Consider the following 24,584-nt stretch of genomic DNA (forward strand, 5'->3'; position numbering starts at 1 on the left):
CCAAGGAGGCCGGCAACATGGTCGACCTCGACTCCGACCCGACCAAGCTCATCGAGATCGTAGAGATCGGCAAGCAGTTGCTGATCACCCGGGGACGTACGTGTCGTGCAGGCGCTCGCCGAGACGCACGGTGAGCGCGGCGAGCAGCGCATCGGCGCGCTCAGGTGCGGCCAGATGGTGTACGCCGAGGTCGACCTCGTCGTCGCCGGCCGCCTCGACGGCCAGGTCCACGAGTCGGGCCACTCCCCGACTGGCGGTACGCACCTTCTCGCGCAGCACGATCGTCCCGTCCGGCATGTGCATGATCGGCTTGACCGAGAGGGCGGTGCCGAACAGCGCCTCGGCGGCGTTGATCCGGCCGCCCCGGCGGAGGAACTCCAGCGTGTCGACGTAGAACCAGACGGTGGTCCGGGCGACGGCGGCGAGCGCCGCGTCGCGTACGCCGGCCAGGTCCGCTCCGGCGTGGGCGGCGGTGGCGGCGGCGATGGCCGGAAAGCCGAGCCCCATGCCGGTCGAGCGGCTGTCGACGACCTCGACCCGGCCGTCGACGTCGACGGCGGCGAGCCGGGCCGCCTCGACGGTGCCGGACAGGCCGGCGGACAGGTGCACCGAGACGATGCCGTCGGCGCCGTCGTCCAGGAGGCGGCGGTACGTCCGGGCGAACTGCTCGGGCGCGGGGCGGGAGGTGCTGGCCGACACCCGCCGCTCGCCCAGTGCGCGGGTGGCGTCGGCGGGCTGCGTCTCCACTCCCTCCAGCCCCTCCGCGCCGTTGAGCACGACGGTCAGCGGGACGACGGTCAGCCGGTGCCGCCGCACCAGCTCGGGCGGGAGGTAGGCGGTGGAGTCGGTGACGACCGCGACGGGCATGCCCGGCACGCTAGCCGATCACGACCCGGTGCGCCGAGGTGCGCGGGTCGGTCGCGCGCTCAGACCGCGTCGACGACGGCAGGCGCGGTGACGAGCCCGACGTTGTGACCGCGGAGCTGCCAACCTCGAACGTCGTCGTGCTGCAGTTCCGTCCAGTGGCAGTTGGCCAGCGAGCCGATGGTGCGCAGCACGTCGGCGGGCCAGCCGAGCAGGTGACCGATGCCCTGGCGGGAGCCACCGCCGTGGGTGGCGATGACCACGGTCCCGCCGGGGGTCGCGTCGGCCGCCGCCAGGAGTGCGGCGGCCACCCGCTCACCGAGGTCGTGCAGCGGCTCCAGATCCGCCCCCGGGGCCGGGTCGCCGGCCCGCCAACGGGCGTACTCGGCGGGGAAACGCTCGGCCACCTCGGTGAGGTGCAGGCCCTGCCACTGGCCGAAGTGCCGCTCGCGCAGCCGCGCGTCGGTGCGTACCGGCAGCCCGGTCAACGCGGCCAGCGCGCCGGCGGTGTCCGCGGCGCGGCTCAGGTCGCTGGACACGATGGCATCGGGTCGCAGCGACGCGAGCAGCGGCGCGGCGGCGCGGGCCTGGTCGCGGCCCAGGTCGTTGAGGGGTACGTCGGTCTGCCCCTGGACGCGGTTGGCGGCGTTCCAGTCGGTGTTGCCGTGCCGCCAGACGATCAGCCGGGTCATTCGGCCGCGGCGGACCCGCTGGCGTCGGCCTCGACCAGGTCGCGGTCGACGAACGGGATGGTGGGGCAGTCCTTCCAGAGGCGGTCGAGCCCGTAGAACTCGCGCTCCTCGGTGTGCTGGACGTGCACCACGATGTCGACGTAGTCGAGCAGCACCCAACGGCCGCCGCGCTCGCCTTCGCGCCGGATCGGCTTGGCCTTCTCCGGAAGCTCCAGCAGGCGCTCCTCGATGGCGTCGACGATGGCGAGCACCTGACGCTCGTTCGGGGCGGCGGCGAGCAGGAACGCGTCGGTGATGGCGAGCTGGTCGCCGACGTCGATGATCGCGATGTCCTGCGCCTTCTTGTCGGCGGCTGCCTGGGCGGCGGCGATCGCCAGCTCGTGCGCGCGTTCGGAAACTGTCACCGTTCTCCTTCGATCAGGCGTGCGATCCTCCAAGCGTCTCACACCCGGCGAGGTCCCGACCCGTCAGTTCTGGTCGGTTAGGCGCACGAAACGGCGTATACCGGGCGCAATCAGGGCTGATAGAGGCGTCGCTTGGCGATGTACTGCACCACACCGTCGGGCACCAGATACCAGACGGGTTCACCCCGGGCGACCCGGGCGCGGCAGTCCGTCGACGAGATGGACATCGCCGGCACCTGGACCAGGCTGACCGTGTCCGCCGGGAGGTGCTTGTCGGTAAGCGCGAAACCGGGCCGGGTCACGCCGATGAAGTGCGCCAGCTCGAAGATCTCGTCCAGGTCCTTCCAGGACAGGATGCGTTGCAGCGCGTCCGCGCCGGTGATGAAGAAGAGCTGGACCTTGGGACCGTACTCGGCCTGGAGGTCGCGCAACGTGTCGACCGTGTACGTCGGTCCGCTGCGGTCGATGTCGACGCGGCTGACCTGGAAGCGGGGGTTGGAGGCGGTGGCGATGACCGTCATGAGGTACCGGTCCTCGGCGGGACTGACCGGCTCGTCAGCCTTCTGCCACGGCTGCCCGGTCGGGACGAAGACCACCTCGTCCAGGCCGAACCGGTCCGCGACCTCGCTGGCCGCGACGAGGTGCCCGTGGTGGATCGGGTCGAAGGTGCCACCCATGATCCCGATCCGCCGGATATCTTCCTCCACCCCGTGATCGTAGGCCGGCCGTGCGCGCCGGTCCTGGCGGCCCGAGGGCTGGTGACGCGAATACTCGTATGCGTATACTCGTCCACGAGTATTTGGGAGGTGCGTCATGCCGAAGCGACGCAAGGTCGGCAACCTGCTGGCACTGGCCGTGCTCTCCGCCCTCGTCCAGCGGCCCATGCACCCCTACGAGATGGCCAGCACGCTGCGCGCCTGGGGCAAGGACCAGGACATGGAGTTCAAGTGGGGCTCCTTCTACACGGTGATCCGCAACCTGGACAAACACCGGTTGATCGCCGCCGTGGAGAGCGTGCGCGAGGGCCGACGACCGGAACGCACCGTCTACCGGATCACGGACGCGGGACGGGCCGAGCTGGTCGACTGGGCGCGCGAGCTGGTCGGCACGCCGATGTCGGAGCATCCCCGCTTCCGGGCCGGCCTCTCGGTGCTCGCCGCACTGCATCCCGACGAGGCCACCGACCTCCTCCGGCAGCGGCTCGAACGGCTGGACGACGCGCTCCGGCGCGACCGCGAGACGCTCGACGCCCACCTGCGGGAGATCCCGCGACTGTTCCTGGTGGAGACCGAGTACGACCTGGCTATCCGGGACGCCGAAGCGGCCTGGCTGCGGGCCCTGCTCGCGGAGCTCACCTCGGGCAGCTACCCGGGGCTGGACACCTGGCGGGCCTTCCACGAGACCGGCGAGATGCCGGCCGAGCTGATCGAGCTGGCCGAAAGGACCAGCAGCGACCCCGACAGCGCCGACTGACAAGACAGCTCCGGCGGGGTGCGCCAACACCCCGCCGGAGCCCTACCTCGAACCGGCACCTGAGCAGGCACCCGGCCCGACGCGGCAACCACGAGGATAACCGGGTCCCCTCCCAGGTCGGTTCGTACGCACCCACGCGACGACCCAGGGAGAGACAGCATGACAACGGTACGAACCGCGATCGTCATCGGCGGCGGCATCGCCGGGCCGGTGACAGCCCTTGCGCTACGCCGCGCCGGCATCACCGTCACCGTCGCCGAGGCGTACCCGGAGACCGCCGGCGGGGTGGGCGGCATCGGCGGCACCCTCGCGCTCGCGCCCAACGGCGTGGCCGCCCTGCGGGCGGTCGGCGCGGACGAGGCGGTGACCGCGATCGCCACCGGAATCCACCGCAGCGTCATGGCCGTCGGCTCCCGGCGCATCGACCTGCCGATGCTGGCCGGGGTGCCGCCGCTGCGCGTGGTGCACCGGGCCGAGCTGCACCGGCTGCTGCACGACCGGGCTGTCGCCGAGGGCGTCACCTTCGCGTACGGCAAGCGACTGGTCGGCGTCGAGGAGACCGACGGCGGCGTCACCGCCCGTTTCGAGGACGGCAGCACGGCCAGCGCCGACGTCCTGGTCGGCGCGGACGGCATCCGGTCCACGGTCCGTGGCCTCATCGACCCGGCCGCGCCCGGCCCCCGGTTCACCGGGCTGCTCGGCTTCGAGGCGGTCGCCCGGCACGAGGTGGACGCCGAGCCGGGCACCATGACGTTCGCCTTCGGGCGGCGGGGCTACTACCTGTACTGGCCCGAGCCGGGTGGCGGCACCCGCTGGGGTGCCAACCTTCCGGGGCAGCGGCCGATGAGCATCGTCGAGGCCCGTGCGGTGCCGGCGCGGCAGTGGCTGGACACGTTGCGAGCCACCTACGGCGACGACGACCCGGGTCGGGAGCTGATGGCCACCAGCGCCGCCGAGGATCTCCAGGTGGGCGGCGCGTTGCAGATCATGCCGCCCGTGCCGCACTGGCACCGGGGCCGCATGGTGCTGGTCGGTGACGCCGCGCACGCGCCGTCGAACAGCTCCGGGCAGGGCGCTTCGCTCGCCATCGAGAGCGCGGTGCAGCTCGCCCGCTGCCTGCGGGACCTCCCCGACGTGACGTCGGCCTTCGAGGCGTACGTGCGGCTGCGTCGCACCCGGGTCGAGAAGGTCGCCGCCCGTGCGGCTCGGATCAACCACACGAAGGCACCCGGGCCGGTCGCCCGGACGCTGATGCCGCTGCTGATGCCGCTGCTCGTGCGGACGGCGATGGACCCGGAACGGACCATCGCCCACGAGCAGCGCTACACCATCGACTTCGACGCCCCGGTCACGGCGGAACCCGCCCTGCGCTGAACGCGGGGGCGCGGGGTGGCCGCCAGGCCACCTCGCGCCCGACCGGCGGGAGCGGCCTCAGGCCGCGGCGGCGGCCACCGCCGTCCGGGCAACGAGCGCCCGCCGCAGGTCGTCGTCGGCGTCGGTGACCACCCGCCGCAGGCCCGGCGTGAGGTCGTCGCGGGCCAGCAGCGCCACGGCCGCCTCCCGGGTCGGCTGCGCCACGGCGTAGTGGGGAAACGCGAGCTTCGCCACCCGGTCGGCCGTCCAGGGGGTACGCCGACGAGCGGCGGCCGGCATCTCGGTGAAGTATCTCTCGACGTACACGGTGGTCAGGTCGGCCTGCTCGGGCTGCCAGAACCCCTCCGCCGTCGCCTCCAGCAGCCGGTTGGACAGCTCGCTGTCGCGCACGATGATCTCCCATGCCGCCTCTTTCGCGGCCGGGTCGGGCAGCGCGGCCCGGCAACGGGCGGCCCGTTCCGCGCCGGCCGAGCTGACGTCGACACTCGTCTCGGCGGCGATCTCCTCCGCGCCCGCCGCGCCCAGCACCACGAGCCGGCGCAGCACGGCCCAGCGCAGCTCCGCGTCGACCTTCAGCCCGGTCGGTACGTCCCGGCCGGCGAGCCAACCGACGAGCAGGTCACTGTCGGTCGTCGCGGAGATCCAGCCCCGCGCGGCGGCGAGCTGCAACGACTCCCCCGCCGGCGCCCCGTCGAGCAGGCGCCGGCACGCTCCGGCGACTCGTGCCAGCGCCGCCGAACGAGCCAGCGGGTCGAGGTAGCGGTCCACCAGCGACCGGCTGAGGGTCAGCACGTCCTCCGCGATGATCACCTCGGTCTCGGCGGGCAGCGCCGCGACCATCAGGTCGACCAGACCACCCACCGGCCGTTCACCGTCGGTCACCGCGTCCAGGGCCTCGCCCCAGAGCACCGCCCGCGTGAGCGAATCGGCCAGCCCCGGCAGGACCAGCGCGACGGCCTCCACCGACGCCGGGTCGAGGCGAACCTTGGCGAACGTCAGGTCACCGTCGTTGGGCAGCAGCAACTGCGCCGCCGGCTCGCCGGCCAACGCGCCGAGCACGGTACGGCCGCCGTCGACCGCCGGGTCGAGATCCACCTCGTCGCGCCGCACGGTGCCGTCCGCCGCGTACCGGCCCACGCCGATGCGGTGGGGACGCAGCACCGGGTACGACTCGGGGGCGGTCTGCACCACGGCGACCTCGGTGTAGCGGCCGTCGGCGTCGACGCCGACCTCGGCACGCAACGTGTTGACCTGCGGCCGGCGTAGCCACAGCTCGGCCCAACCGGACAGGTCCCGACCGCTGGCGGTGCTCAGGCTGGCGAGCAGGTCGGCGAGGGTGGCGTTGCCGAACCGGTGCGCGGCGAAGTGCGCGTTGAGGCCTGCCAGGAACGCCTCGTCGCCGAGCCACGCGACAAGTTGCCGTAGCACGGCGGCGCCCTTGGCGTACGAGATGCCGTCGAAGTTGAGCAGGCCCTCGTCGGCGTCGGCCACCTCCGGCGGCGCGACGGGATGGGTGGAGGGGCGCTGGTCGGCCGCGTACCCCCAGGCCTTGCGGCGCATGGCGAACGTGGTCCACGACTGGCCGAAGCGGGTCGCCTCGGCGGTTACCCGAGTGCCCAGGTACTCCGCGAAGGACTCGTTGAGCCACAGGTCGTCCCACCAGCGCATGGTGACCAGGTCACCGAACCACATGTGCGCCATCTCGTGCGCGATCGTGGTGGCCCGTTGCTCGCGCTGGGTGTCGGTGACCGCCGAGCGGAACACGTAGTCGTCGCGCAAGGTGACGATGCCCGGATTTTCCATCGCGCCGGCGTTGAACTCGGGCACGAACGCCTGGTCGTACTTGCCGAACGGGTAACGCTCCGCGAAGAGCTGGTGGAACCGGTCGAGGCACTGCCCGGTGATGGTGAAGATCTCCTCGGCGTCGGCGTCCAGGTGCTCGGCCAGCGACCGGCGACAGTAGATCGCCATCGGCACACCGTCGTGCTCGGCCCGCCGCACGTGGTACGGCCCCGCGATCAGGGAGAAGAAGTACGTGGACAGTGGCGCGCTCGGGGCGAACTCCCAACGCCCCGGGGCCGGATTGGCGGCCACCTCGGCGTTGCTGGAGACCGTCCAGCCCGCCGGCGCGGTGACCGAGAGGGTGAACGGCGCCTTGAGGTCGGGCTGGTCGAACGCGGCGAAGATGCGCTGGACGTTGTCGAGGAACGTCACCGCGTAGAGGTAGGTCTCGCCGTCGGCCGGGTCGACGAAGCGGTGCATCCCCTCCCCGGCGTTGGAGTACGCCATCTCCGCCTCGACGACGAGGGTGTTCGTCGTGTCGAGATCAGCCAGCGGCAACCGGTTGTCGCTCAGCGTGGCGGGGTCGACGGGACGGTCGTTGAGGCGTACCGCGAGGAGGTTGGCGGGCTTGACCTCGGCGAAGGTGGCGGTGCCGGCGGTCGCCCGGAACCGGATCTCGACGCGGGACCGGAACAGGTCGCCGTCGCCGGTCAGGTCGAGGTCCACCTGATAGGACTCGACAGTAATCGCCGCGCCACGCGCGGTCGCCTCTACACGGGTCAGGCTCGGCATCCGCTTATCCTGCCCGATGGGGATCGGCGAGCGGTCCCCACCTGACCCCCGGCAGTGGAGGAAAGAAGCATGGCGCAGCACCCCAAGGGCGATTTCGACCTCTCCCGTGCGGTCTGGCAACGGGCCGAGGGGGACGCCTCCGAGAGCGCCGTCGAGGTCGCCTTCGTGGACGACCTGATCGGGATGCGCAACTCCGCCGAGCCGGAGGGCCCGGTGCTGGTCTTCACCCAGGCGGAGTGGGACGCGTTCGTCGCCGGCGCGCAGGACGGCGAGTTCGACCTGGACTGACCCGACGCCGCTCGTCGCCCGTGCCGGCCCTTCGATGTCGAGGACGCCGGCTCGGGCGACGTGCGATGACCGCCCGGTCGGGTGGACGCGCCGGGCCGGACCCTTGACGCCACGCCGAGCACGGCGCGGCTCCTCAGTCGCACTGGTCACCGTCACCCCAGCCGAGACCGCCAGGCCCGGGCGCGTGGTGGAAGCCGGGGTGGTCGGCGACGTCGACGCAGCGCTCGCCGTCCGGGCCGACCGCACCGCAGAACAGCCGCGCGGCCCGTTGCCAGGCGTCGGCCGGCGACAGGGCCGCCGCGCCGAGCGCCACCTCCGGGCGGAGCAGGCTCAACGCCTCCGCGTACGCCACTGCCTGCTCACGGGCGTCGGCCGTGCCCGGCGCGGTGAAGCCCAGGTGCACGGTGAAGAACCGGCGCGGTCGTGTCGACCGACCGGGCGGCCCGAGCAGTGGCCGCGTGGCACGGGCCGGACCCGGCGCCTCGACCGCCCGTCGCTGCCGCCAGCGTGGTGACCTGTTGTCGTGCATCTCGTCCTCCCCGTGGTCGTGGCCGTCGGCCCACCCGGGGTCGCGCCAGCCGACCCGCGATGCCGGCTGGCGGCGGCCCCACCGGCTAGCCAACCAGGTTCCGTCGCCCGTGGGAGGGGCCAGCGGACGCGCTGTCGACGCGGGGATTGCGCGACGGCCACGAGGGTAGACGGGCCACGGCGGCGACGCCGGCCGCCGCCGGAACCACCAGGGGGGCCCGATGGCGACCATGCCGGCCGACCGCAGCCCGGACAGCACCCTCGCGCTGCTGCGCGCCGGCTACCGGTTCATCGGTGAGCGCTGCGACCGCCACGGCAGCGACGCCTTCTCGACCCGCATCCTGCTCGCGCCGACCATCTGCCTGCGGGGTCGACCGGCCGCGATGCTGTTCTACGACGAGGAGCGCTTCCGCCGCGAGAGCGCCATGCCGCTGCGGGTGCAGCGGACGCTCACCGGCCGGGGCGGCGTGCAGGGACTGGACGGCGCGGAGCACACCGACCGCAAGGCGATGCTCATGTCGATCATGACACCGACCTCGATCGCGCAGCTCGGGCACCTCTTCGACGCCGAGTGGCAGGCGCGGATTCCCGCCTGGGAGGCGACCGGCGCGGTGCGGCTCTACGACGAGCTGGGCCGGTTGCTGACCCGGGTGGTCTGCGCCTGGGCCGGGGTGCCGCTGGCCACGTCCCAGGTCGACCGCCGCGCCGTCCAGCTGCACGCCATGATCGAGGGCCCGGCGGTCGTCGGCCCACGGCACTGGCGGGGCCTGCTCGCCCGCCGTCGCGCCGAACGCTGGATCGGCGACCTCGTCGAGCAAACCCGCGTCGGCATCCACCCGGCCCCGGCCGGCAGCCCGCTGCGGGTCATCGCCGAGCACCGCGACGCGCACGGGACGCTGCTCCCCCGTCGGGTCGCCGCCGTCGAACTGCTCAACCTGCTGCGCCCCACTGTCGCCGTGGACCGGTACGTCGTCTTCGCCGCGCTCGCCCTGCGCGACCATCCCGGCTGGCGGCAGCGGGTCCACGGCGACGACGCGGCCACCGAACAGTTCGTCCAGGAGGTGCGCCGCTACTACCCGTTCTTCCCGATGGCCGCGGCCCGGGTCCGGCGCTCCTTCGACTGGGAGGGCCACCACTTTCCGCAGGGCCGGCGGGTCCTGCTCGACCTCTACGGCACGAACCACCACCCGGCACTCTGGCCCGAACCGGAGCTGTTCCGCCCCGAGCGGTTCGCCAACCGCCGCGTGGACCCGTTCGAGCTGATCGCGCAGGGCGGCGGCGACCACACCGGGCACCGCTGCGCCGGCGAGTGGATCACGATCGACCTGATGAAGCGGGCCGTCACCCATTTGACCAGCGACATGCGCTACGACGTACCGCCGCAGGATCTGCGCCTGGACCTGCATCGCATGCCCGCGTTGCCACCCAGCGGCATGACCCTCACCAACATCCGCCGCGTCTGACCCGATCCCACCGGTGGGCGCGACTGTCGAGGCTTCGTCCGGGTTTGGACGGCCGCCCGGCGGGCAGGTGCAGCGGCGTCCCGTCCACCGCACGCCGCACACCGCCTGCACAGGAGACGCCGATGCCCTCTCCCGCCACCGGTGACGCCCGGCGGGGCGGGCCGGTCGACACCGGCACACAACCGACCGCCACGCTCTCGACGGTCCTGCCGATGGCGTACGTCCTGCCGCTGCGCTGGCACGCCGACACCGGCCTGGACGAGCTGACCGGCTACCTGCGCCGGCTGAGCGGTCTCGTCGAGGTGCTCGTGGTGGACGGGTCACCCCCGGAGCTGTTCGCCCGGCACGCGGCGGCCTGGCGCGGGCTGGTCCGGCACCTGCGACCCGACCCCGCCGGACGGGGACTCAACGGCAAGGTGGTGGGGGTGCACACCGGGGTCGGCGCGGCGCGCCACGAACACGTGGTGATCGCCGACGACGACGTCCGGTACGACGAGGCCGGGCTCCACGCGGTGCACCGGCTACTGGACCGGTTCGACCTGGTCCGGCCGCAGAACTACTTCGATCCCCTGCCCTGGCACGCCTGGTGGGACACCGGCCGGACGCTGCTCAACCGGGCGCTCGGGAACGACTACCCCGGCACCCTCGCCGTACGCCGCAGCACGTTCCTCGCCATGGGCGGGTACGACCCGGACGTGCTCTTCGAGAACCTGGAGCTGATCCGCACCGTCCGCACGTACGGCGGGATCGAGGCCGCGCCACCCTGGCTGTACGTCCGCCGACTGCCGCCCGACGCGGCGCACTTTCGGGGCCAGCGGGTCCGCCAGGCGTACGACGATCTGGCCCAGCCGGCCCGTCTGCTGACCGCGCTCGCGGTCCTGCCCGCGCTGACGGCGGTGGTCGCGTCCCGCCAGCCCCGGCTGCTGCTCGGCACGACGGTCATCGTCGTCGTGGCCCTGGCCGAGGCGGGTCGCCGCCGCGCCGCCGGGGCTGCCGTCTTCCCACCGAGCACCTCGCTGGCCGCCCCGCTCTGGCTGCTGGAGCGCGGTATCTGTAGCTGGCTGGCGCTCACCCAGCGCCTGCTGTTCGGCGGCGTCCGCTATGGCGAAACCAGAATCCCGAGAGCAGCCCACCTCCAGCTCCCCGCGATCTTGCACTTTCTGCGGGGGCAGAAGCCCCACAAGTCGACATAACCACAGCAGAAACTGCAAGATCGCGGGGAGATACGACGACGGCTCGCGCCACCGGGGTGGTCACGAGCCGTCGTCGGTGTCGGTGGTCGTCAGGAACCGACCTGCTGGCGGGCCTGCTGGGCCTGGTCCTTGACGTCCTGGGCGGCCGACTTCCCGTCGTCCTTGACCGCGTGCACGGCGTCCTGGGCGGTGGACCGTACCGAGTCGGCGGCGTGCTGGGCCGGCTCGCGCAGCTCGTCCTTGAGCTCGCTGGCCACCTCGCCCAGCTTTTCCTTGACGACACCGCTGTGCTCGCTGACCTTCTCCTTGACCTGCGCGGCGGCCTGCTGCTCCCGGCGGGAGGCCGGGATCAGCGAGGAGGCCAGCCAGCCCACGCCGAAGGCGATCAGGCCGGCGGCGAGGGGGTTGCCCTGCGACTTCTCCCGGATCACCCGGGGCGCGCTGTGGGCGGCGTCGCCGACGGAGGAGGCCGCCGAGTGCGCGGCGTCGCTGACGCTGGACGCCGCCGACGAGGCGCGGTCACCAACCGACTGGGCGGCGTGACCGGTGCCGTGGCCGAGGTCAGACGCGGTTCCCATGACCTTGTCCCTCACATTCTGCAGCGCGGAACGGGCCCGCTGCTTGCGGTCGTCGACGATGCGGCTCGGGCTGACCTTGTACGCCAGCGCGTCCACATCGGAGCTGAGGCTGTTGCGGGTGGCTTCGATCTCCCGGCGGATCTGGTCGGGATCGGTGCTCATCGGGTGACTCCCTCCGGGTGGGGCTTGAGCGCGTCGGGGATCCGCTGCACGCTGTCGTTGGTCTGCTTGAGCCCGCGTACGTGCTGGGCGTTCTTCTTGGCCGCCGAGTAGAGGACGGCGGCGACCACGGCCCAGACCACGGCCACGATCAGCGCGGCGAGACCGGAGTCCATGACGTTGTCCAGGAACTGCCAGATCGCGATGGACACGAAGAGGGCCACCATGTAGCCGCCGAATCCGGCGCCGCCGAAGAGGCCCGCCGCCTTGCCGGCCTTCTTGCCCTCCTGACGGATCTCGGCCTTCGCCAGCTCGACCTCCTGGCGCATCAGCGTCGACAGGTCGGTGGTGACCTGACGCATCAGGTCACCGAGCGAGCTGCCTTTCACCTCGGCCGCGGTGTGCGGGGCACCCGCGTCCGGGTGGTAACCGGAGTCCAGGCCGGACCCCTGCGTCGGCATGGTCATGCCGCCGCCTCCCTTCGGATGACTCGGCGCCTCACGGGCGGGGGCTGCCGCTGGACGGCACGCCCGGCAGCGGGTCGGTCTGGGTCACCGGCGGCAGCGGCTGACCGGTGCTGGCCGGCTCGCTGTAGCCGCTCGGAGTCGGGTCGGCGTAACCGCCCGAGGTCGGCTCGGTGTACGTGCCCGGGGTCGGGTCGAGGTAGCCACCGGCCGGGGTCACGTCCGGGGTCGTACGGGGCGCCGGCGGCGGCGTGGGGATCACCGCGGTGCGCTCCGGGTCGTACGCCCCCGCGCCGCGGTAGCCCGCGGAACCGTTGCCGGAGTCGTCACCGGCGGCGGAGATGCCCCGGGTCAGGCGACCGGCCAGCACGCCCAGCACCGCCGCGCCGACCAGGAAGGTGCCCGGGTTGCGCCGCGCGTAGTCGCGTACCTCGTTGATCAGGTCGCCGGGCTGGCGCTCCTCGAGCCAGCCGGCCACACCGTGCACCCGGTCGGCGGCCTGGCGGGCCAGCTCGCTCACCGGGCCGGCCTGGCCGCCCTGCTCGGCCATCGAGCGCATCTCGTCGGCGATCGACCGCAGGCCGCCCGCCGCCCGGCGCTGCTGCTCACCGGTCTGGCTGGCGAGCTGGCTGCGGGCCTCGCCGTAGAGGTTGCGGGCCTGCCGGGCGGCCTCGCGGCCGACCTCGGCGCCCTGCTCCTTCGCGGTCTGGGCGACCGCGCCACCGGCGTGTGCCGCCTCGGAGCCGACGTGGCGAGCCTGCTCGCGGACGCCGCCGCCGTTGGTGGACTCCTGCCCGTACGTGGAAGACGTGGGTGACAGATCGTAAGTCATGATTTCCCTTCCGCTCGGAAAGTCGTCGCGGTTGTGCTGGGGGGTCGCGGCCGTGTCGCCGTGGCCGCTGACAACTCACCTACCCTGCGTTTTGGCTTCCATACCTGTTCATGCATTTCTCTGCGCGGCCGCCGGTGACGACTTCAAAATGGAGGATCGTCGGGCTGCGTCACGTCGCCGCTGCGGACAGTGCGGTTCGCGGGACCGGCAGATCCACCGGAGGGGGCAGGGATGGCACGAGACGCGCGGGGTGGCCGACCTGCCACGCCCCGACCCCGGGTGCAGGTGGCGGCGCTGGTCGTGGCCGGGATCTTCCTGCTGATCGGCATCCTCGGCTACATCCCCGGCATCACCACCGACTACGGCGAGCTGACCTTCGCCGGGCACCACTCGGACGCCAAACTGCTCGGCGTGTTCCAGGTGTCGATCCTGCACAACGCGGTGCACCTGCTGTTCGGGCTGGTGGGCCTGGCGCTGGCCCGCAGCGTCGCCGGCGCCCGACTATTCCTGGCTGGCGGCGGCGCGATCTACCTGGCCCTCTGGCTGTACGGGCTGGCCATCGAGGCGGTCGATGAGGACGGCGGCGCGAACATCCTGCCGGTCAACGACGCCGACAACTGGCTGCACCTCGCCCTCGGCTTCGGCATGCTCGCGCTCGGGCTGCTGCTGTCCAACGCGGCGGGCACCGGCGGACGCCTGGACAGCCCGATCGACAGGCCCTGAGCTGCCGATTCACACGTTTGACATGAGGCGGTCTTCGAGAATTGGGAGTCCGAGTTCCTCCAGATGGGCGGGTAGGTGCTGCTCACCGCCTATCTGGTGCAGCGGGGCTCGGCCGAGTCGAAGCCGGTGGACCAGACCGACCGACCCGAGGACGACGAGCGCCGGGCCGCCGCCCAGTCGCCGTGGCCGGTACGCGCCGGTGGGCTTCCACTGGTGGTCTACCGCAACAGCCTGTCCCTCGCGCTGCTGCTGATCTTCGCCGGTTCGTTCGTCGGTCACCTGCTCGGTGGCACGGCCGCGTACAACGAGGAGCAGGCGTTGCAGAGCGGCGCGCCGCCGATCAGCGTGCGCACGCCGAGACCGGCGCCTGAGGGCCACCGGGAGGCGTCAGGCCGCGACCGGGAGCCGCTTGGCGAAGCAGACGCTGTACGGGTTGCCGACGTACTCGCCGTACACCGGGATCGGTTCGTAGCCGCACGACGTGTACAGCCCGATGGCCGCCGGCAGGTACGTGCCGGTCTCCAGGCGGACCACCGAGTGCCCCTGCCGGAACGCGCACTCCTCCAGGGCGGCGAGCAGTTGACGGGCGATGCCCCTTCCCCGGTACGCCGGTCGGACGTACATCCGCTTGACCTCGCCGGTGACGGCGTCGAGCGACTGGAGCCCACCACAGGCGACCGCCCGACCGTTCACCACCACCGCCAGATAGCAGATGTCATCGTGGGTGAGGGTGACCTGCCCGTCCAACCCGCCGTCGGCCTCGCGCAGCTCACGCTGCTGTGCGAGGGTCAGGGCGGCGATCTCGGGATCGGTGGCGGGTCGCGACTCGATCAGCATCACCCGACGCTAGGCGGGGAGGATTTCGCGCAGGTTTCCAGCAGTCGACCCGATCACGGAGCGCAACCGGCTACTCGGCGTCGTCCTCGTCCTCGATGTCCTCGACGTCGTCGTCGGACGAGTCCGCGCCCACCTCGTCCGCCGAGCGCACCCGGCGGGCCTTGCGGGCTGCCAGCCGCTCCGCGGCCGAGGACCGGTTCGACTTGTCCTCCAGGCGTAGGTCGGTGCCCCGGTTGCCGGGCACGAACTCGACGCCCGCGTACAGCGTCGGCTGCCAGTCGAACTCGCGCGCACCGATCCGGACCAGGTCACCGGGCTCAGCGCCGGCCTTGGCGAGCTTGTCCTCCACGCCGAGCCGGGCCAGCCGGTCGGCGAGGTAACCAACCGCCTCGTCGTTGTCGAAGTTCGTCTGCTTGACCCACCGCTCCGGGCTTACACCGCGCACCGTGAACGAGCCGTCGGCCTCGGCGGTGATGGTGAAGCCGGCGTCGTCCACGGCCATCGGACGGATCACGATCCGGGTCGGCTCGGCCGGCGGGGCCGCCTTACGCTCCGCCTCGACCAGCTCGGCCATGGCGTACGTCAGCTCCTTGAGCCCCTCCCGGGTGGCCGCGGAGACCTCGAACACCCGGTAACCGCGCTCCTCGAGGTCCGGGCGGACGATCTCGGCGAGGTCCCGGCCGTCCGGCACGTCGACCTTGTTGACGGCCACCAGCCGTGGGCGGTCGGTCAGGCCGCCGTACTGGCTCAGCTCGGCCTCGATGGCGTCGATGTCGGCGACCGGGTCACGGCCGGGCTCCAGCGTGGCCGAGTCGATGACGTGCACCAGCACCGCGCAGCGCTCGATGTGCCGCAGGAACTCCAGGCCCAGGCCCTTGCCGGTGGCCGCGCCCGGGATCAGGCCCGGCACGTCGGCGACGGTGAAGGTGTGGTTGTCCATCCGGACCACACCGAGGTTGGGCACGAGAGTGGTGAACGGGTAGTCGGCGATCTTCGGCTTCGCGGCGGAGATCACCGAGATCAGCGACGACTTACCCGCCGACGGGAAGCCCACCAGGCCCACGTCGGCGACGCTCTTCAGCTCCAGCACGATGTCCAGCTGGTCGCCGGGCTCGCCCAACTCGGCGAAGCCCGGAGCCTTGCGCTTGGCGTTGGCCAACGACGCGTTGCCGCGCCCGCCGCGCCCGCCGCGGGCCACCTCGAAGGTGGTGCCCGCGCCGACCATGTCGGCGAGCACGGTGCCGTCGGTGGTCTGGACCACGGTGCCGTTGGGCACCTTCAGCACCAGGTTGTGGCCGTTGGCCCCGTCCCGGTTCGACCCGGCGCCGCCCTTGCCGTTGTCGGCCTTGACGTGCGGGTGGAAGTGGAAGTCGAGCAGCGTGGTCACCTGCGGGTCGACGACCAGCGACACGCTGCCGCCGTGCCCGCCGTTGCCACCGTCCGGCCCGCCGAAGGGCTTGAACTTCTCGCGGTGGATGGAGACACAACCGTGCCCACCATCACCGGCCTGCAGATGCAGGACGACCCGGTCAACGAACGTCGCCACGGCGTCAATCCTTCCAGCGAGGGTCGACCCCGCACTTCGAAAAAGCGAAGCGGGCCGGGACCCGGAGGTCCGCGGCCCGCCCAGCGAAGAGAACTACTGCTGCGGAACGATGCTGACGGTCTTGCGACCGCGCTTGGTGCCGAACAGGACCGCACCGGCCGACAGCGCGAACAGCGTGTCGTCGCCGCCACGGCCGACCAGGTCACCGGGGTGGAACTTGGTGCCACGCTGCCGGATGAGGATCTCACCGGCGCTGACGACCTGACCACCGAAGCGCTTCACGCCGAGTCGCTGGGCCGCGGAATCGCGACCGTTACGCGAGCTGGACGCACCCTTTTTGTGAGCCATTGGAGGACGACCTACTTCCCGCTGGAGATGCCGGTCACCTTGACCTGGGTCAACGGCTGGCGGTGACCCTGGCGCTTGTGGTAGCCGGTCTTGTTCTTGAACTTGTGGATCCGGATCTTCGGGCCCTTGGTGTGCGCGGCGATCTCGCCGGACACCGCGACCTCGGCAAGCTTCGCCGCGTCGGTCACCAGGTCGTCACCGTCGACGAGGAGCACCGCGGTGAGCTTCACCGCGTCACCGGGGGCACCGGTGAGCTTCTCGACCTCGATCACGTCGCCCTCGGCGACCTTGTACTGCTTGCCGCCGGTCTTGACGATCGCGTACATCGGAGGCGGACTCCCTGTCGTTGAGGCTGCTGGCGGTCGTCCCCGCGGCGGCTCGCCGGGTAGCAGTGCACGGCGGCGCGGGCACGCGGGAACTCGGCACACGAAAGGTGGGCCGCAGGCAAGAGTACGCCATTGCCGGCGTGGACCCCAAACCGGCCCGCCCTGGTCAACCGGCGCAGAGCTGATCGAGGCGCTGTTGGAGCCGGTCCAGCTCGGTCTCGTCGATCGACTCGACGTCGACGCCGAGCGCGGCGACCTCCGTGCCAAGGTCACTGAGCAGCGTCTTGAGCTGCGCGTCGGCCGCCCGTGTCCCCTGCTCTCGCAGCGCGGCCCGCCAGCCGGTCAGAGCCGCCTGTGCCCCGTCGCGGGCCGCGCCGGCCGTGACGGTGTCGCCCGCGCCCACCGCCGCGAGCATGCGGCCCACCTCCGCCACGTACTCCCGGACGGCGGTGGCGCCGGCCCGCTGCGCCTCCGCGCAGACCTGGGCGTCGCCGCCCAGCACAGCGCCACCCACCGGCGTACCGGTCGATCCTCCGGACCCCGCGGCCGACGCCGACGGGTCGGAACCGCCGGTCACGCCGACCGGGCCCGCGTCACCGGGCCGGCCGTCCGAGCAGCCCCCTCCGGCGACGAGCACGGCCACCAGCAGGGTACGAGCGAGCAGGCGACGCATCTTCTTCTCCTGACCGGGCCGACCACTACCGGGTCGGGGGTGACCGGAGCGGCGAGGTCCCTCCCCCGACACATTGCCGGAAAAGGGACCTCGTCAAACACCAGGCCGGTCAGCCGTCAGAGACGGCGGGCCGATCAGCCGTCAGAGACGGCGGGCCGATCAGCCGTCAGGGGCGGGTCCGCCGACGGGTGCCACCCCGGCGGGAGCGGCGACGTCCGGCACCACCCTCGGTGGCCTCCTCGTCGCCGTCGGCGTCGACGTCGGCGAGAGCGTCCGGGTCGTCCGCTGCGGCCAGTCGGACCGACTCACCCCGCTGACTGTCGGACACCGCCGGAGCGGCCTCCGTCTCCGTCTCGTAGCGGGACAGGTCGTACCCCATGGTGTCCTGGTAGTCGGCGTCCGGTTCGGCGCGGGTGTCGGTGTCGACGACCTCGACCACCGCGCGCTCGGCCGGGGCGCTCTTGCGCGCCCGGCGACGGGAGGACGGCGTGCCGTTCTCCCCAGCCGGAGCGGCCGGCGCGGCCGGAGCGGCCGGAGCCGACGACGCCACCGCCTTGACCTTCTCCGCGGCCCCGCCGTTGCGCGGCTTTTCCGATACCGGCTCGGTGTGCATGATGACGCCCCGGCCCTTGCAGCACTCGCAGGTCTCGCTGAACGCCTCCAGCAGGCCCGCGCCGATCCGCTTACGGGTCATCTGCACCAGACCGAGTGACGTGATCTCGGTCACCTGGTGCTTGGTGCGGTCCCGACCCAGGCACTCGGTGAGTCGACGCAGCACCAGCTCCCGGTTCGACTCGAGCACCATGTCGATGAAGTCGATCACCACGATACCGCCGATGTCCCGCAGCCGGAGCTGGCGGACGATCTCCTCCGCCGCCTCCAGGTTGTTGCGGGTGACCGTCTCCTCCAGGTTGCCGCCGGAGCCGATGTACTTGCCGGTGTTCACGTCGACGACCGTCATGGCCTCGGTCTTGTCGATCACCAGCGAGCCACCGGAGGGCAGGAACACCTTGCGGTCCAGGCCCTTGATGATCTGCTCGTCGATCCGGTACTCGGCGAACACGTCGTTCGTGCCGACGTGCCGACGAACACGGTCGACCAGGTCCGGGGAGACGTGCGACAGGTACGACTCGACCATGCCGTACGACTGCTCGCCCTCGATCACGAGCTCGCGGAAGTCCTCGTTGAACAGGTCCCGGACCACCCGGATGACCAGGTCGGGCTCCTCGTAGAGCAGCACCGGAGCGCCGCCCTCGGCGGCCTTGGCCTGGATGTCCTCCCACTGCGCCTGCAACCGCTTGACGTCGCGGGCCAGCTCGTCCTCGCTGGCGCCCTCGGCGGCCGTACGGACGATCACGCCCGCGCCGTCCGGGACCAGCTTCTTGAGCACGTCGCGGAGCCGCTTGCGCTCGATGTCCGGCAGCTTCCGGCTGATACCGGACGCGTTGCCGTTGGGCACGTAGACCAGGTGCCGACCGGAGAGAGCGATGTGACTGGTGAGTCGCGCGCCCTTGTGCCCGATCGGGTCCTTGGTGACCTGGACCAGGACCGAGTCACCGGAGCGCAGCGCCTGTTCGATCGAGCGGGCACGCCCCTCCAGCCCGGAGGTGTCCCAGTTGACCTCGCCGGCGTAGAGCACCGCGTTGCGGCCCCGGCCGACGTCGACGAACGCCGCCTCCATGCTGGGCAGCACGTTCTGCACCTTGCCCAGGTAGACGTTGCCGGCCATGGTGCCCGAGGAGTTGCGGGTGACATAGTGCTCGACCAGCACGCCGTCCTCCAGGACCGCGATCTGGGTGCGGTCGCCGCGCTGCCGGACCGCCATCACCCGGTCCACCGCCTCCCGGCGGGCCAGGAACTCCGACTCGCTGAGGATCGGCGGGCGCGTACGCCGCTGCTCCCGGCCGTCCCGCCGACGCTGACGCTTGGCCTCCAGCCGGGTCGAGCCCGACACACCCTGGACCTCGTCGACGGTCTTGCGGGGCTCGCGGATCTTGACGACGGTCGGCACGCCGTCGTCGGCGGCACCCTCGGTGTCACCCGCACCCCGGCGGCGACGGCGACGGCGACGACGGGTCATCCCGTCCCCGCCCTCGGACTCCTCGTCCTCGTCACCCTCGGCCTCGGCGGTCTCTTCCTCCTCGGCCTGCGCCGCCTCGTCGGACTCCTCGTCCTCGGCGTCGTCGGCACCGCCCTTGCCCCGGCCACGGCCACGGCGACCCCGGCGGCGGCGACGGCGTGCGGCGGCGCTGTCCTCGTCGTCCTCGTCCGCCTCGGTGGCCTCCTCGACCTCCTCGGTCGGCTCCTCCTCGGCCTCGATGACCTCGACCGGCTCCACCGGCTCCACGTCACGGCGAGCGCGCCGACGTCGACGGGACGGCTCGGCCTCGACGACCGGTTCCTCGGCGATCGGAGTGGGCTCCACCGGACCGACCACCGGCACGGCGTCCGGCTGCGGCGCCATGAACAGCACGGTGGGCGCGGAGAGCGCGGCGCGCCGGCGGCGGGTCTTCGGCGGCGCGGCCTCGACGGCCTCGGCGGGCTCGACCGGCTCGTCGACGACGTTGGCCACGGCGACACCGGGCTCCACGTCGCCGAACGCCTGCTCGGTGGTCGGGCCGGTCGGGGTCTGCTCCTCGTCCAGCTCGGCTTCCGCCTCGCGCAGGTCGGACTCGGCCGGCGTCTCGGCGGCAGGCTCGTCGGCCGGGGCGGGCTCAGGCTCGGTGACGGCGGCGGGCTCGGGCTCCGCCGACGCGGCGGGCTCGGTGACGGCGGTGGGCTCGGGCTCGGTGACGGCGGGCGTCGCCTTCTTGCGCCGGGTGCGGGTCACCTTGACCGGCGGGACGACCTCGGGCGAGGCCAGCTCGGCGCTGGCCGCGACCAGCGGCTCCTCGGCGGTCGTCTCGACGGGAGCGGCCTTGCGACGGCGTCGGGGAGCCTTCGGGGCGACGTCCAGGTCGCCGGAGATCGGGGCGAAGACCTCCGCCTGCGGCGACTCGACGGCGCCGACTCCACCGGTGGACGCCTCGACGGGCGCCTCGGCCTGCTCCGGCTGGTTGAGCGGTGCGGCCCGTCGCCGGGTGGCCCGCGCCCGTCGCGGCGGCGCTGCGGGCTCGACGCTCTCGGCAGCGGGCTGTTCCGTGCCCGCCGCCGAAGGAGTGCCGGCGGTGCCGTCGGTGGTGCTGCTCTGCTCAGCGGTGTCGCCGGCCGGCTGCGAACCGGTCCGTTCGCCGCCCTCGGGCTCGTTCTCGAGCATGGACGTTCTCCAGTTCTGGCTGCCCCGGGCGCGGGTGAGCGCTGCCACGCAGGGTCGCCGCAAAAGTGTTTCCGCCGGACGCGCGTGGTGCGCGACCGCCGAAGTCTGCCGACAAGAGCCCTGACCGTCGGTCAGTGCCCAACGATGGCTGCCCCGTCGCGGTCCGCATCCAACGGATCCACGATCGCTCCCTGCGCGGTCAGCGTGCCCTGAGCCAGCCGGGTCACCCTCGGCGAGACCGGCGGCTCCAGGTCGGCCACCACGCGGAGGCCGGAAAGGACGTCATCGGGCCGTACGGACGGGGTGACCTGCCGCACGACCAGTTCGAGTATCGCACACGGTACGGCCGGCACCCCGGAAGGTGCCGGCGTCGGGGCCAGGACATCGATGGACATGACGGCCGCGCGAGCGTCGAAAGTCCGTCGCCCCTGCTTGGTCATCCGCTCGACCAGAACGTCGTCGGCGGCGGTGAAGGCGTCCACGGCCGCCCGCAGCGTCGTCGCGTCGACCTCGGGCAGCTCGATGCGCCAGTGCGAGGCCTCGATGCGGTCGGCCAGACTGCCACCTTCGGCGATCACCACCTCCAGCACGTCCAGCCCCGGCGAGAGCGCCGCGTCGAGCGCGGCGCGCAGCGCCTCCGGTTCGACCGCCGCCTGGAGGCCGATCTCCAGGTACTCCGCCTCGCTCGCCACCCCGGTAGGAGCGGCGCTGGCGTAGGAGATCTTCGGGTGCGGGGTGAAGCCCTGGGAGAAGGCGATCGGAACGGCGGCACGGCGCAGCGCGCGCTCGAAGGCCCGGGCGAAGTCCCGGTGCGAGGTGAACCGCAGCGGGCCGCGCTTGGCGTACCGGATGCGGGCGCGCTGCACGACCGGCGCCTGCCCACCCTCCGGCTGGTTTCTCTTACTGATCGTCTCGCTCCTCGAAACTCAGCACCGCCCCCCGGGGTCGGGTCAAGAGGCGGGGGTCTTCAGGGGGGTGATCGGCGTCAGGGGCAGAAGTTTCTTGCCGGTCGGGCCGATCTGGATCTCCGTGTCCATCGAGGGGCACACGCCGCAGTCGAAGCACGGCGTCCACCGGCAGTCGTCCTGCTCGAACTCGCTGAGCGAATCCTGCCAGTCCTGCCAGAGCCAGTCCTTGTCGAGGCCCGAGTCCAGGTGGTCCCAGGGCAGGACCTCCAGCCCGTCGCGCTGCCGGGTGGTGTACCAGTCGAGGTCCACCCCGAACGCGGGCAGCGTCTCGGCCGCCGCGTCCACCCAGCGCTGGTACGAGAAGTGCTCGCTCCAGCCGTCGAACCGGCCGCCGTTCTCCCAGACCTTGCGGATCACCGAGCCGACCCGACGGTCACCCCGGGAGAGCAGGCCCTCGATCAGCGACGGCTCTCCGTCGTGGTAGCGGTAGCCGATCGCCCGGCCCAGCGAACGGTCGCTGTTGATGGCCTGCTTGAGGATCTTGAGTCGGTGGTCGATGACCTCCGGACGCTCCATGGCGGCCCACTGGAACGGGGTGTGCGGCTTCGGCACGAACCCGCCGATCGAGACCGTGCAGCGGATGTCCTTGGAGCCCGTGGCCGCCCGACCAGCCTTGATCACCTCATGGGCCATCTGGGCGATCTCGAGGACGTCGTCGTCGGTCTCGGTGGGCAGGCCGCACATGAAGTAGAGCTTCACCTGCCGCCAGCCGTTGCTGTACGCGGTAACGACCGTCCGGATCAGGTCTTCCTTCGACACCATCTTGTTGATGACCTTGCGGATCCGCTCCGACCCGCCCTCCGGGGCGAAGGTCAGGCCGGTACGCCGCCCGTTGCGGGACAGCTCCTGGGCGAGGTCGATGTTGAAGGCGTCCACCCGGGTCGACGGCAGCGACAGCGACACGTTGGTGCCCTCGTACTGCTGGGCGAGGCCCGAGCACATGTCGCCGATCTCGGAGTGGTCCGCCGAGGAGAGCGACAGCAGGCCCACCTCGGAGAAGCCGGAGAACTCCAGGCCCTCGCGCACCATCTGCCCGACGGTGGTGATCGACCGCTCCCGCACCGGACGGGTGATCATGCCGGCCTGGCAGAAGCGGCAGCCCCGGGTGCAGCCCCGGAAGATCTCGACCGCGTACCGCTCGTGGACCGTCTCGGCCAGCGGCACGAGGGGCTTCTTCGGGTACGGCCAGGCGTCCAGGTCCATCGTCGTGCGCTTGTGCACCCGGAACGGCACGTCTGCCCGGTTCGGCACGACCCGCTGGATCCGCCCGTCCGGGAGGTAGTCCACGTCGTAGAAGCGCGGCACGTAGACGCTCTCGGTACGGGCCAGCCGCAGCAGCAGCTCGTCGCGGCCACCCGGAGAGCCCTCGGCCTTCCACTCCCGGACGATCGCGGTGATCTCCAGGACGGCCTCCTCGCCGTCGCCGAGAACCGCGGCGTCGATGAAGTCCGCGATCGGCTCCGGGTTGAACGCGGCGTGCCCGCCGGCCACGATCACCGGGTCGGCGTCGGTGCGGTCGGCGGCCAGCAGCGGAATGCCGGCCAGGTCGATCGCCGTGAGCATGTTGGTGTAGCCGAGTTCGGTGGAGAAGGAGATGCCGAACACGTCGAACCCGCGCACCGGCCGGTGCGCGTCGACGGTGAACTGCGGCACGCCGTGCGTGCGCATCAGGCTCTCCAGGTCGGGCCAGACGGCGTACGTCCGCTCGGCGAGGGTGTCGGGCAGCTCGTTGAGCACCTCGTAGAGGATCTGCACACCCTGGTTGGGCAGGCCCACCTCGTACGCGTCGGGATACATCAGCGCCCAGCGCACCGTCGCGGCGTGCCAGTCCTTGACCACCGCGCCCAGCTCACCGCCGACGTACTGGATCGGCTTGGAGATCTGCGGGAGCAACGGCTCGAGCCGGGGCCAGACCGACGGCTCCAGGTCGCGGCCCGGCGTCGGACGCGACGAACCGGAGTCGTCGCTCGAATTGGTCGCGGCCGCGCGCGGCGTCATGGACGGGGCACTCATGATGCCCAAGGGTACGCGTCCGCCCGACGGTGACCGCGCGCACGGCACGATGCGGCCCGGTCGGTGACCCTGGTCCGACGCCGTCGCCCCGGTGCCCGGGCGGCGGTGGTGGCGGCACGGTACTAACCTCGGACCGGCGCGAGAGGAGATTGCCGCGATGCCGGAGCCCCAGCCGGGAGCACGGCCGGACGACGGGCGCACCCCGGGCCCCGAACCGGACGACGCCTCGGCGGTCGCCGACGAGTCGACCTCCCCACCCGTACCACCGGACCAGCCCGCCGCCCCCGACCAGCCGGCACCCCCGGCCGACCCCACCGCGGCGACCCCGCCGGAGCCCGGCACCACGCCGGACCCGACCAGGCCGGAGCCCGACGTCACGCCGGACCCGACCAAGGTGGAGTCCCACGCGACGCCTGAGCCGACGACCCAGGAGCCCACGCCCGAGCCCGAGGCCACGGCGCAGGAGCGCGCGGGCGACAGCCCCGACTCCCCCGGCGCGCCGCCCGCGCCCCGATGGAGTGGGTCCGCAGCGGTGCCGCCCCCGCTGCCGCGCCGTCGCGCCTGGGGCGAGTCGGCCGAGCCGACCCCACCGCCGCCCCTGCCCGAGCAGGCGCCCGAGCATCGCGCCCCTGTCGATCCGTGGGCCGGGGTGGACACCGGCGGCTGGGACCTGCCCTCCGCCGAACTGCCTCCGCTGCCGCCGACGCTGGACTACCCGGTTCCGCCGGTCACCCGGCAGTGGTCCGTGCCGCCCGTGCCGCCGGTCGGGACGCACCCGGTGTCACCGCCACCGGCCCACCAGCCGCCACACGTCTATCAACCGCCGCACGGCCACCAACCGCCGCACGTCCACCAACCGCCGACCGCCCACCAACCGCCGACCGCCTACCCGCCGCCGACCGCCTACCCGCCGCCACAGGCCCGACCCGCCCGGGCGGCTCGACCCACCGCCGCCCGACCCGCCGCGCCGGTCCGCCCGGCACCGCCGGCCCGGGTGCCGAAGCAGCG

At 72.4% G+C, this 24,584-nt stretch carries 22 protein-coding genes and 3 pseudogenes; 8 read left to right on the forward strand and 17 right to left on the reverse strand.

What is annotated here, in order from left to right; all coding sequences use genetic code 11:
- Positions 1 to 93 precede the first annotated feature (93 nt).
- The 4 genes and pseudogenes from ABZV06_RS29995 to nadD form a co-directional block, all read right to left on the reverse strand.
- Positions 94 to 867 (reverse strand): annotated as a pseudogene (locus ABZV06_RS29995) (DegV family protein); the annotation flags it as partial.
- Positions 868 to 926: 59 nt separating this feature from the next.
- A complete protein-coding gene (locus tag ABZV06_RS30000) occupies positions 927 to 1,556 on the reverse strand; it encodes a histidine phosphatase family protein (protein ID WP_355625584.1) in 630 nt (209 codons plus the stop codon).
- Positions 1,553 to 1,960 (reverse strand): ribosome silencing factor, encoded by a 408-nt coding sequence (gene rsfS, locus ABZV06_RS30005; protein WP_355053184.1) that lies wholly within the window; start codon positions 1,958 to 1,960, stop codon positions 1,553 to 1,555. The genes ABZV06_RS30000 and rsfS overlap by 4 nt, the downstream gene beginning before the upstream one ends.
- Positions 1,961 to 2,070: 110 nt before the next feature.
- Positions 2,071 to 2,667 (reverse strand): nicotinate-nucleotide adenylyltransferase, encoded by a 597-nt coding sequence (nadD, locus tag ABZV06_RS30010; RefSeq protein ID WP_355248193.1) that lies wholly within the window; start codon positions 2,665 to 2,667, stop codon positions 2,071 to 2,073.
- 106 nt (positions 2,668 to 2,773) lie between these two features.
- Here nadD and ABZV06_RS30015 point away from each other — a divergent pair, with 106 nt between their 5' ends.
- A complete protein-coding gene (locus tag ABZV06_RS30015) occupies positions 2,774 to 3,433 on the forward strand; it encodes a PadR family transcriptional regulator (RefSeq protein ID WP_355625586.1) in 660 nt (219 codons plus the stop codon).
- A gap of 159 nt (positions 3,434 to 3,592) precedes the next feature.
- Positions 3,593 to 4,807 (forward strand): FAD-dependent monooxygenase, encoded by a 1,215-nt coding sequence (locus ABZV06_RS30020; protein ID WP_355625587.1) that lies wholly within the window; start codon positions 3,593 to 3,595, stop codon positions 4,805 to 4,807.
- Between the two features lie 57 nt (positions 4,808 to 4,864).
- Here ABZV06_RS30020 and pepN read toward each other — a convergent pair whose 3' ends face one another.
- Positions 4,865 to 7,381, reverse strand: a complete 2,517-nt coding sequence (pepN, locus tag ABZV06_RS30025) for an aminopeptidase N (protein WP_355625589.1) — start codon at positions 7,379 to 7,381, stop codon at positions 4,865 to 4,867.
- A gap of 69 nt (positions 7,382 to 7,450) precedes the next feature.
- On the opposite strand from pepN, the gene ABZV06_RS30030 reads away from it, so the two are divergent.
- Positions 7,451 to 7,669, forward strand: coding sequence for a DUF397 domain-containing protein (locus ABZV06_RS30030; RefSeq protein WP_355248205.1), 219 nt, complete (start codon positions 7,451 to 7,453; stop codon positions 7,667 to 7,669).
- A gap of 133 nt (positions 7,670 to 7,802) precedes the next feature.
- Here the strand turns inward: ABZV06_RS30030 and ABZV06_RS30035 are convergent, their stop codons facing one another.
- Complete coding sequence (locus tag ABZV06_RS30035) at positions 7,803 to 8,198, reverse strand: hypothetical protein (protein ID WP_355248208.1); 396 nt, start codon at positions 8,196 to 8,198, stop codon at positions 7,803 to 7,805.
- A gap of 220 nt (positions 8,199 to 8,418) precedes the next feature.
- On the opposite strand from ABZV06_RS30035, the gene ABZV06_RS30040 reads away from it, so the two are divergent.
- Together ABZV06_RS30040 and ABZV06_RS30045 are read left to right on the forward strand one after the other, a co-directional pair.
- A complete protein-coding gene (locus ABZV06_RS30040) occupies positions 8,419 to 9,660 on the forward strand; it encodes a cytochrome P450 (protein ID WP_355625591.1) in 1,242 nt (413 codons plus the stop codon).
- 122 nt (positions 9,661 to 9,782) lie between these two features.
- The gene (locus tag ABZV06_RS30045; protein WP_355625593.1) at positions 9,783 to 10,853 is read left to right on the forward strand and encodes a glycosyltransferase; all 1,071 of its coding nucleotides are present in this window, start codon (positions 9,783 to 9,785) and stop codon (positions 10,851 to 10,853) included.
- A gap of 89 nt (positions 10,854 to 10,942) precedes the next feature.
- Here ABZV06_RS30045 and ABZV06_RS30050 read toward each other — a convergent pair whose 3' ends face one another.
- From ABZV06_RS30050 to ABZV06_RS30060, 3 genes are read right to left on the reverse strand one after another with little or no spacing between them, the layout of a single operon-like run.
- Positions 10,943 to 11,593: a DUF3618 domain-containing protein gene (locus tag ABZV06_RS30050; protein ID WP_355625595.1), complete on the reverse strand. Its 651-nt coding sequence runs from the start codon at positions 11,591 to 11,593 to the stop codon at positions 10,943 to 10,945.
- Positions 11,590 to 12,057, reverse strand: coding sequence for a phage holin family protein (locus ABZV06_RS30055; RefSeq protein WP_355248218.1), 468 nt, complete (start codon positions 12,055 to 12,057; stop codon positions 11,590 to 11,592). The genes ABZV06_RS30050 and ABZV06_RS30055 overlap by 4 nt, the downstream gene beginning before the upstream one ends.
- A gap of 31 nt (positions 12,058 to 12,088) precedes the next feature.
- Positions 12,089 to 12,886, reverse strand: a complete 798-nt coding sequence (locus ABZV06_RS30060; protein ID WP_355625597.1) for a hypothetical protein — start codon at positions 12,884 to 12,886, stop codon at positions 12,089 to 12,091.
- A 231-nt stretch (positions 12,887 to 13,117) separates the two neighbouring features.
- Between ABZV06_RS30060 and ABZV06_RS30065 the strand changes: the two genes are divergently transcribed.
- Positions 13,118 to 13,609, forward strand: coding sequence for a DUF4383 domain-containing protein (locus ABZV06_RS30065; protein ID WP_355248224.1), 492 nt, complete (start codon positions 13,118 to 13,120; stop codon positions 13,607 to 13,609).
- 126 nt (positions 13,610 to 13,735) lie between these two features.
- Positions 13,736 to 13,885: pseudogene (locus ABZV06_RS30070) on the forward strand (DUF6766 family protein); the annotation flags it as partial.
- 111 nt (positions 13,886 to 13,996) lie between these two features.
- Here the strand turns inward: ABZV06_RS30070 and ABZV06_RS30075 are convergent.
- The 8 genes from ABZV06_RS30075 to ABZV06_RS30110 form a co-directional block, all read right to left on the reverse strand.
- Entirely contained in the window at positions 13,997 to 14,446 is a 450-nt protein-coding gene (locus ABZV06_RS30075) for a GNAT family N-acetyltransferase (RefSeq protein ID WP_355625599.1), read from the reverse strand.
- A 70-nt stretch (positions 14,447 to 14,516) separates the two neighbouring features.
- Positions 14,517 to 15,992: a GTPase ObgE gene (obgE, locus tag ABZV06_RS30080; RefSeq protein WP_355248230.1), complete on the reverse strand. Its 1,476-nt coding sequence runs from the start codon at positions 15,990 to 15,992 to the stop codon at positions 14,517 to 14,519.
- A 93-nt stretch (positions 15,993 to 16,085) separates the two neighbouring features.
- Positions 16,086 to 16,340 carry a 50S ribosomal protein L27 gene (gene rpmA, locus ABZV06_RS30085; RefSeq protein ID WP_074313740.1) on the reverse strand — a complete coding sequence of 85 codons (255 nt, stop codon included), beginning with the start codon at positions 16,338 to 16,340 and terminating at the stop codon, positions 16,086 to 16,088.
- A gap of 11 nt (positions 16,341 to 16,351) precedes the next feature.
- Positions 16,352 to 16,666: a 50S ribosomal protein L21 gene (rplU, locus tag ABZV06_RS30090; RefSeq protein WP_007464063.1), complete on the reverse strand. Its 315-nt coding sequence runs from the start codon at positions 16,664 to 16,666 to the stop codon at positions 16,352 to 16,354.
- A 166-nt stretch (positions 16,667 to 16,832) separates the two neighbouring features.
- Entirely contained in the window at positions 16,833 to 17,339 is a 507-nt protein-coding gene (locus ABZV06_RS30095) for a hypothetical protein (RefSeq protein ID WP_355625601.1), read from the reverse strand.
- 166 nt (positions 17,340 to 17,505) lie between these two features.
- Positions 17,506 to 20,595 carry an Rne/Rng family ribonuclease gene (locus ABZV06_RS30100; RefSeq protein WP_355625603.1) on the reverse strand — a complete coding sequence of 1,030 codons (3,090 nt, stop codon included), beginning with the start codon at positions 20,593 to 20,595 and terminating at the stop codon, positions 17,506 to 17,508.
- A 131-nt stretch (positions 20,596 to 20,726) separates the two neighbouring features.
- Positions 20,727 to 21,461 (reverse strand): TIGR03936 family radical SAM-associated protein, encoded by a 735-nt coding sequence (locus ABZV06_RS30105; RefSeq protein ID WP_355625605.1) that lies wholly within the window; start codon positions 21,459 to 21,461, stop codon positions 20,727 to 20,729.
- 84 nt (positions 21,462 to 21,545) lie between these two features.
- The gene (locus ABZV06_RS30110; protein WP_355248242.1) at positions 21,546 to 23,576 is read right to left on the reverse strand and encodes a TIGR03960 family B12-binding radical SAM protein; all 2,031 of its coding nucleotides are present in this window, start codon (positions 23,574 to 23,576) and stop codon (positions 21,546 to 21,548) included.
- Positions 23,577 to 23,733: 157 nt separating this feature from the next.
- Here ABZV06_RS30110 and ABZV06_RS30115 point away from each other — a divergent pair.
- Positions 23,734 to 24,584 (forward strand): annotated as a pseudogene (locus ABZV06_RS30115) (hypothetical protein); the annotation flags it as partial.

Source organism: Micromonospora sp. NPDC005172 (assembly GCF_040608555.1).
GTDB lineage: Bacteria > Actinomycetota > Actinomycetes > Mycobacteriales > Micromonosporaceae > Micromonospora.

Excerpts from the sequence above, each read along its gene's own strand:
- ABZV06_RS30000 (WP_355625584.1), bottom strand. The coding sequence starts at position 1,556 with ATGACCCGGCTGATCGTCTGGCGGCACGGCAACACCGACTGGAACGCC.
- ABZV06_RS30015 (WP_355625586.1), top strand. The coding sequence starts at position 2,774 with ATGCCGAAGCGACGCAAGGTCGGCAACCTGCTGGCACTGGCCGTGCTC.
- ABZV06_RS30020 (WP_355625587.1), top strand. The coding sequence starts at position 3,593 with ATGACAACGGTACGAACCGCGATCGTCATCGGCGGCGGCATCGCCGGG.
- pepN (WP_355625589.1), bottom strand. The coding sequence starts at position 7,381 with ATGCCGAGCCTGACCCGTGTAGAGGCGACCGCGCGTGGCGCGGCGATT.
- ABZV06_RS30030 (WP_355248205.1), top strand. The coding sequence starts at position 7,451 with ATGGCGCAGCACCCCAAGGGCGATTTCGACCTCTCCCGTGCGGTCTGG.
- ABZV06_RS30035 (WP_355248208.1), bottom strand. The coding sequence starts at position 8,198 with ATGCACGACAACAGGTCACCACGCTGGCGGCAGCGACGGGCGGTCGAG.
- ABZV06_RS30040 (WP_355625591.1), top strand. The coding sequence starts at position 8,419 with ATGGCGACCATGCCGGCCGACCGCAGCCCGGACAGCACCCTCGCGCTG.
- ABZV06_RS30045 (WP_355625593.1), top strand. The coding sequence starts at position 9,783 with ATGCCCTCTCCCGCCACCGGTGACGCCCGGCGGGGCGGGCCGGTCGAC.
- ABZV06_RS30050 (WP_355625595.1), bottom strand. The coding sequence starts at position 11,593 with ATGAGCACCGATCCCGACCAGATCCGCCGGGAGATCGAAGCCACCCGC.
- ABZV06_RS30055 (WP_355248218.1), bottom strand. The coding sequence starts at position 12,057 with ATGACCATGCCGACGCAGGGGTCCGGCCTGGACTCCGGTTACCACCCG.
- ABZV06_RS30060 (WP_355625597.1), bottom strand. The coding sequence starts at position 12,886 with ATGACTTACGATCTGTCACCCACGTCTTCCACGTACGGGCAGGAGTCC.
- ABZV06_RS30065 (WP_355248224.1), top strand. The coding sequence starts at position 13,118 with ATGGCACGAGACGCGCGGGGTGGCCGACCTGCCACGCCCCGACCCCGG.
- ABZV06_RS30075 (WP_355625599.1), bottom strand. The coding sequence starts at position 14,446 with ATGCTGATCGAGTCGCGACCCGCCACCGATCCCGAGATCGCCGCCCTG.
- rpmA (WP_074313740.1), bottom strand. The coding sequence starts at position 16,340 with ATGGCTCACAAAAAGGGTGCGTCCAGCTCGCGTAACGGTCGCGATTCC.
- rplU (WP_007464063.1), bottom strand. The coding sequence starts at position 16,666 with ATGTACGCGATCGTCAAGACCGGCGGCAAGCAGTACAAGGTCGCCGAG.
- ABZV06_RS30095 (WP_355625601.1), bottom strand. The coding sequence starts at position 17,339 with ATGCGTCGCCTGCTCGCTCGTACCCTGCTGGTGGCCGTGCTCGTCGCC.
- ABZV06_RS30100 (WP_355625603.1), bottom strand. The coding sequence starts at position 20,595 with ATGCTCGAGAACGAGCCCGAGGGCGGCGAACGGACCGGTTCGCAGCCG.
- ABZV06_RS30110 (WP_355248242.1), bottom strand. The coding sequence starts at position 23,576 with ATGAGTGCCCCGTCCATGACGCCGCGCGCGGCCGCGACCAATTCGAGC.